Genomic DNA, 6,203 nt, shown 5'->3' on the forward strand with positions numbered 1-6,203 from the left:
GCGCGGCTAGCGGTTCGACAGGCCTGATCGGCAAGCTCAGCGGATTGACTTTGGCAATCGCGTCTCCCCGGGTAGCAGGGCTTCGGATCGACTTAGTACTTTGTGCGATATCGTTCGACACCCGACGAAAGAGGAGGGTGTTCTGGAGCCTTTTCCGCTTTTGCCACTTCTCCGGGTCCTCGCCGGATGCCCGCGTCGCAGAGGCTGCTCGGCTGAAGTCAATCAGCCGAGAATAATTTCGCACGCATGCTGTCCATAGGGCAGGATGCGCGCTAGGTTCGCCAAATGGATGATACGAAACAATATCTTGAAGGCCACGCATTCGTTGGTGGTGGTGAAGCCGGCGATGCCATCCGACAGATGGATTGGGGACTGACGCCGCTCGGACCAATCCGGGCATGGTCAGCGGAATTGAAGGCTAATGTCCAGACCGTGCTAGCGTCACCGGTTCCGATGGTGGTTCTGTGGGGACCGGAAGGCATTCTCATCTATAATGACGGTTATGCAGCTGTATGCGGCCCTCGTCACCCCGCAGCTCTTGGCGGAAAACTTCTTGAGGTCTGGCCTGAGGCTGCAGACTTCAACGCTCATGTGATAGCAGCTGGATTGCGTGGTGAGCCGCTTAGCTTCCATGGCCAAGAGCTCGAACTCTGGCGACATGGCAGAGCTGAGCAGGTGTGGATGGACCTGGAATATCTGCCGATACGGGATGCCGCGGGCAAGCCGATCGGCTCCCTGGCGATGGTGTTTGATATCACCCACCGCGTGCTCGCCGAGCGTCGCCTGGCGCAGAGTGAAGAGTTATACCGCTTCCTGGACGAACTTGGTCAGGCAGTTGCGGGCCTGCATGATGCAGATGAAGTTCTCGCCGTCACGACGCGCCTAATAGGCGCACATTTGAGCCTCTCAAACTGCGCCTATGCCGATATGGATCCTGATGAGGATGGCTTCACCATCCGTGGTAACTGGCACGCACCGGGGTCTCCCTCGATCGTCGGGCACTATAGTCTCTCCGATTTCGGAACTCTAGCGGTGCAGGAGCTGGCCGCCGGCCGGCCGCTGATCATCAATGACAATCTTGCCGAGATCGCGCCCGAGGAGGCAAAAACCTTCCAGGATATCGGGATCACTGCAACGATCTGCATGCCGCTGGTGAAAAACGGTCGGCTGACCGCTTTGATGGCAATCCATGACAAGGCACCGCATCGATGGTCCGACTACGAATTGACGGTCATCAGCGAGGTCACGGAGCGATCGTGGGCCCATGTCGAGCGTGTGGGTTCTGAAGCAAACCTTCGCGCGAGTGAAGAACAGCTTCGCCTGGCCGTCGATGCAGCTGAAATCGGCCTTTGGGATGTGGACGTGGTTGCCGACACCTTGTTCTGGCCGCCCAGGGTCAAAGCGATGTTTGGCATCTCGCCCGACGTCCCCGTTTCGATGCAAGATTACTACAGCGGCCTTCATCCTGAGGACCTCGAACGAACTTCGGCTGCTTACGCGGCAGCGGCAGATCCCGCCGTGCGCGCCGTCTACGACGTGGAGTATCGGACGATTGGCAAGGAAGATTCAGTCGTCCGCTGGGTCGCGGCGAAAGGGCGTGGCGTATTTGAAGGGGAGCGCTGTCTACGAGTGATCGGAACCGCGATTGACATTACCGAGCGCAAGAAGACTGAGCTTGCCCTACGCGACCTCAACGAGACGCTGGAAGCGCGGGTCGCTGAGGGGCTGGCCGAACGCAAGCTTCTGGCTGATGTCGTTGAGAACACGACAGCAATCATTTTCGTGGCGGACCAGGACTTCCGTTGGCTGGCGATGAACAGGGCGGCAAGCACCGCGTTCGAGCAGGTCTATGGCGTGCGCCCGGTGATCGGAGCATCTATGCTAGAGGCGCTCGATCACCTCCCCGAGCATCGCGAGCATGTGCGCCGGACCTGGTCGAGGGCGCTCGCCGGCGAGGAGTTCACGCTGGTAGACGAGTTCGGAGATACCGCATATTCCAAGCGTTGGTTCGAACTCAATTTCAACGTGCTGCGAAACACTGCGGGTCGCCAGATCGGTGCCTACCAGATTGTGTATGACATCACAGGGCGCTTGGCGGAGCAAAGGCGCCTGGCGGAGGCGGAAGATCAACTTCGACAGGCGCAGAAGGTCGAAGCGCTCGGTCAGTTGACCGGCGGCGTCGCTCATGACTTCAACAACTTGCTGACCCCGATCATCGGCTCTCTCGACATGCTGGTGCGCAGGCAAATTGGGACCGATCGCGAGCGCAAGCTGATTGGTGGCGCATTACAGTCGGCCGAGCGCGCCAGAATACTCGTCCAGCGACTTTTGGCGTTTGCTCGGCGCCAGCCGCTGCAGCCGCTACCGATCGACGTGACGACGCTTGTCGCCGGGATGGGAGAGTTAATCCGAAGCACGACTGGCCCTCAGATCCAGGTTGTCATTGACGCAAGCCAGGACCTTCCGGCGGCCCGAGCCGACCAAAATCAGGTCGAGATGGCCCTTTTGAACCTTACCGTGAACGCCAGGGACGCCATGCCGACAGGCGGCACGCTGCGCATCAGCGCGAGCGCTCGCGAAATCCATCCGCAGAAGCCTGAAGATCTGAAGCCTGGCCGCTACGTCGTTATCTCTGTTGCCGATACCGGCGAGGGAATGAGTGATGAGGTCCGAGCGCGTGCAATCGAGCCATTCTTCTCGACCAAAGGCTTAGGACAAGGAACCGGACTGGGCCTTTCAATGGTGCACGGCCTTGCACAGCAACTTGGCGGCGGCATCCGCATCTTTAGCCGGGTGGGTGTTGGCACGAATATTGAGCTCTGGTTACCAGAGGCCGGTGACGCCCCTGTCAGTCTTGCGACCAATGACCCCGGCGGCACGACGTCGATCGGCCATCGAGGGACGGTGCTGCTCGTCGACGATGAAGATTTTGTTCGCATCAGCGCGGCCGATATGCTTGAGGAGATCGGCTTTGATGTCGTTGAAGCCTCCAATGGCGAGGCTGCGTTGGCATCGCTGGACAGCATCGCAGATTTAAAGCTCGTCGTGACGGATCACTTGATGCCGGGCCTGGATGGGGTCGAACTTGTGAGGCGTGTTCAGCTGCTGCGGCCTAATCTGCCTTGCCTGATCGTCTCTGGATATGCCGACGTCGAGGGGATCGCACCGGATCTACCCAGGCTGACGAAGCCGTTCAAGGTTGAAGACCTTAGAGAAGCTCTTATTGCGTCGGGATTTGGAGCAAATTGAGTTCTGGCCAACTGCACATCCTCGACCAAGCTCCCCGGCTTCAGTTGCTGGTGACCTGACCTGTGGAAGGTGCGGGTATCACCACTCCGGCATAGTGGACGGGATTGTCGGTTTTGTCTCGAAAGCAACGCCCGAAGGCGCGCACGGCATTGTACTTTCCCAGCAAGCCGAGCGTGCGGTAAAATTGCTCCGTGGGATGCTCCGCGATAATTGCATCGCTGATCTGCTTCGCCAATGACGCCCGGTCGTCAGGGTGCACACGCTCAAGGTAGGTTCTGATAGGAAGCCCCCTCTCCGTCATGGACGGGTCTAGCCCGAAAAGCGACGCAACGGCGCTGTCGGCATAGACAAGATCGCTAGAAAGGTCCCAGGTGAAGAGGCCCGGGTCAGGCATGCGCTCGGTCGTAATCGACGTCGAAAATTCGAAGCTGTCCGTCATCCCCACCACCAAAATTTCCAGGTGAGAATGCCATCTCGCATAACAACTTCAAGGCGGCGAATCGCGAACATCCGGACTTTTTGTGCACCTTATTCTGACATGGGTACGGCATAGATGTCCTTCAGCGACCGCAAGAGCTTCAACACACCCGGGTGGCCAGTTGAGTAAAAGATGCTCTGCGCCTCACGGCGGGTGACGACAAGCCCGCCCTCCCGCAGGATCGACAAATGTTGTGATAAGGCTGACTGGCTGATTTCAAGTCGCTCACCCAGTTCACTTACTCGGATTTCCTCGTTGGAAATGATCGAAAGAATTTTCAGGCGGACCGGGTTGGCCATGGCAGAGAGAAGTTTCGACTTTTCAATCAGATCTGGATGCATCATGGACATTTTTGTTGTTGGGCGTGCAGTTGCGGCGCAAAGCATCGGTCAACGTCCGACTTCTTCAGCGCTTCGTGTCTATAGGCGCTTTGCAGAAAGCCTTGCAACCGCTTATTGATTTGCTGCATCCGATCAGACGGCCATCAGACGAGCTCGGCACGTGACGCGGCGTAAGTGGCGGAAGCTAGCAGGATTGAGCGCCCGGCACTTTCGGTAGCGCTGTTGCAGATCAATCTTTTTGGGAAGGTCATCGGTCGTTTCCGCTGGGGCGGGCTGTCCAGAAAGACCGCGAGGAAGATGATGAACATGGCCCCGCTCTTTGAGGAGAAGGCGGATGCAAATGTGCTGCACGACATGATCAGCTTTGCGAACAAGCAAAAACTGCTTTATCGCCCGAGACGCGAATTCGGACTTTTTCGAAGGGAAACCCAACCGCACGCGTTCGGCTCTGCCTCGCCTCGACAACCCGTCGCCAGTGTCTAGCAAAGTCCGCGCGCCGGCCTCGCGCGGGCTTTTCCTTTAGGCCTGCGGAACCGACAGACGTTCGGTGTGTCTGGCCATCGGCATCTGATTGTTGGTGACACGATCGGGTGTCAGGCTCTTTCAGTCGATGCAAGAGCGTGCCCACGTCTTTGACCTGGGCATGGCAGCGGCGTCCAAGTTAGCATTCAGCGCTGACCTTTTTGCATGCACCCAGATCGGCTCAAAGAAACCTGTGCGATTTGGCAATCGCAAAACCTCCATTGCGGGCAGCAGGTTTCCGAGTGTCGCTCGAGGCCCCCGCTCCCGCATGCAAGATGGCGTTTGCGTGAAGCAGTCTTGGAGATGCCGCTGAGGCGCAATTAACACGGTTGCAAATGTAAGTGCTCTGTCACACCTAAAGGAGATCGCCCCACGGATGGGGCTGGGTTGAAGCCTGGGGTTTGCAGGGCGATCTCAGTGGCAATTGGATTCAAACCACTTGCCGGAGAGCAACGTACACCTTCTGCGGGTGATGTCGAGAGTTCGCTACCGTACCAACATGCCGGCCGTCCATCCGTGCCAGCGCCATGAGCGTCACGCGCGCAGCAGGGTGTTGCAACAAAGCACGCAGGCTTATCGCAGTACGGGATTAACAGCCTTCGTTGTCACCGACCGCCTCCAACCAAGATCCCATCGCCCCAGGGCCCACTGTTCGTCAACGGTATCAAAATCGCGAACACATCAGGAGAGCGCGCTGCAATTAGATCTCGGCCGTCTCGTTGAAACCTGCTCGGCTCGCTACAGACACCGGCGCTCGGAAGTCCTCGACGTACCGCCGGCTTATCATGTATACAAAAAGGCCACCGCGAGGAATGCGCCGATCGCGGTGGCCCAAGTAGCACTTCATGAAAAAGAACCGCTTCACGAACCACGGAAAAGCGGTGCTCGATTATTTACCAAAGGCTTCAATCCCAATCAAGCGATTGCTGGTAAACCAGATCTTGAAGGATCCCGTCAGCCTCTCGACCGAAAAGCCGGCGCAGCTTGACGCAGCAACAAGGCGCTCCCGTTTGACGAGCGCCAATAGGTTTTGGCAGAACCAATATCCACCATTTGAAGACTCGCCGGCCGTAGAGTCACAAGCAGGTGGAGAAGTGGGGCTCCTATCCGTCGTGACGTCATTGTAACAGGCTGCCTTGCAAAATCGGCATGCATGAGAGTGCCGTTTGTCTGTTTGCGAGGCGAAAGGCCGTACATGGAGGACGGCACCCGAATAACCGACCTTAGACGCCAGACATAGTGACAGAGATTTTGCTTTGGTGCAAAGCCACTAAATTTCGCTGATCCTTTCCGAGACTGGCGGGCCGCTATGGCTTCGTAGACCATGAAACGACCAGGGAAGGATGATCAACGAAGTCTTTGGGGCATACCCGCGGTCAAGACATCTGACCGATAGATCGGTTGTCGACCGGCCCAAGCATTTCATCGAAAGCTTCGCTCAATCGGCCGACGTTTGTGATTACCCCATCAAATGCGGCCCTTCTGACGACGGACCAGTTGAATCCTGATGCCGGTGTCTTAAAACGCCGCTTTGATAGCGGCGGCGACCGCAACCGCGAGGGGTAACATGGCGAGTCAGAACAGTCTGGAAGAGATGGAAAGCGAAGAGGCCG

At 57.7% G+C, this 6,203-nt stretch carries 5 protein-coding genes; 3 read left to right on the forward strand and 2 right to left on the reverse strand.

Annotated features, from left to right (window positions below; translation table 11 throughout):
* The first annotated feature begins 285 nt into the window (after positions 1–285).
* Complete coding sequence (locus Q0687_RS26735; protein WP_298883701.1) at positions 286–3,249, forward strand: PAS domain S-box protein; 2,964 nt, start codon at positions 286–288, stop codon at positions 3,247–3,249.
* Positions 3,250–3,289: 40 nt separating this feature from the next.
* Here the strand turns inward: Q0687_RS26735 and Q0687_RS26740 are convergent, their stop codons facing one another.
* Together Q0687_RS26740 and Q0687_RS26745 are read right to left on the reverse strand one after the other, a co-directional pair.
* The gene (locus Q0687_RS26740) at positions 3,290–3,688 is read right to left on the reverse strand and encodes a PAS domain-containing protein (protein ID WP_130284418.1); all 399 of its coding nucleotides are present in this window, start codon (positions 3,686–3,688) and stop codon (positions 3,290–3,292) included.
* A gap of 89 nt (positions 3,689–3,777) precedes the next feature.
* Entirely contained in the window at positions 3,778–4,071 is a 294-nt protein-coding gene (locus tag Q0687_RS26745; RefSeq protein WP_298883710.1) for a metalloregulator ArsR/SmtB family transcription factor, read from the reverse strand.
* A gap of 171 nt (positions 4,072–4,242) precedes the next feature.
* On the opposite strand from Q0687_RS26745, the gene Q0687_RS26750 reads away from it, so the two are divergent.
* Both Q0687_RS26750 and Q0687_RS26755 read left to right on the forward strand, forming a co-directional pair.
* Positions 4,243–4,551 carry a hypothetical protein gene (locus Q0687_RS26750; protein WP_298883712.1) on the forward strand — a complete coding sequence of 103 codons (309 nt, stop codon included), beginning with the start codon at positions 4,243–4,245 and terminating at the stop codon, positions 4,549–4,551.
* A gap of 884 nt (positions 4,552–5,435) precedes the next feature.
* The gene (locus Q0687_RS26755) at positions 5,436–5,717 is read left to right on the forward strand and encodes a hypothetical protein (protein WP_148194907.1); all 282 of its coding nucleotides are present in this window, start codon (positions 5,436–5,438) and stop codon (positions 5,715–5,717) included.
* The last annotated feature ends 486 nt before the right edge of the window (positions 5,718–6,203 follow it).

Origin of the sequence: uncultured Bradyrhizobium sp., from assembly GCF_936928535.1 — a bacterium.
Taxonomy (GTDB): Bacteria; Pseudomonadota; Alphaproteobacteria; order Rhizobiales; family Xanthobacteraceae; genus Bradyrhizobium.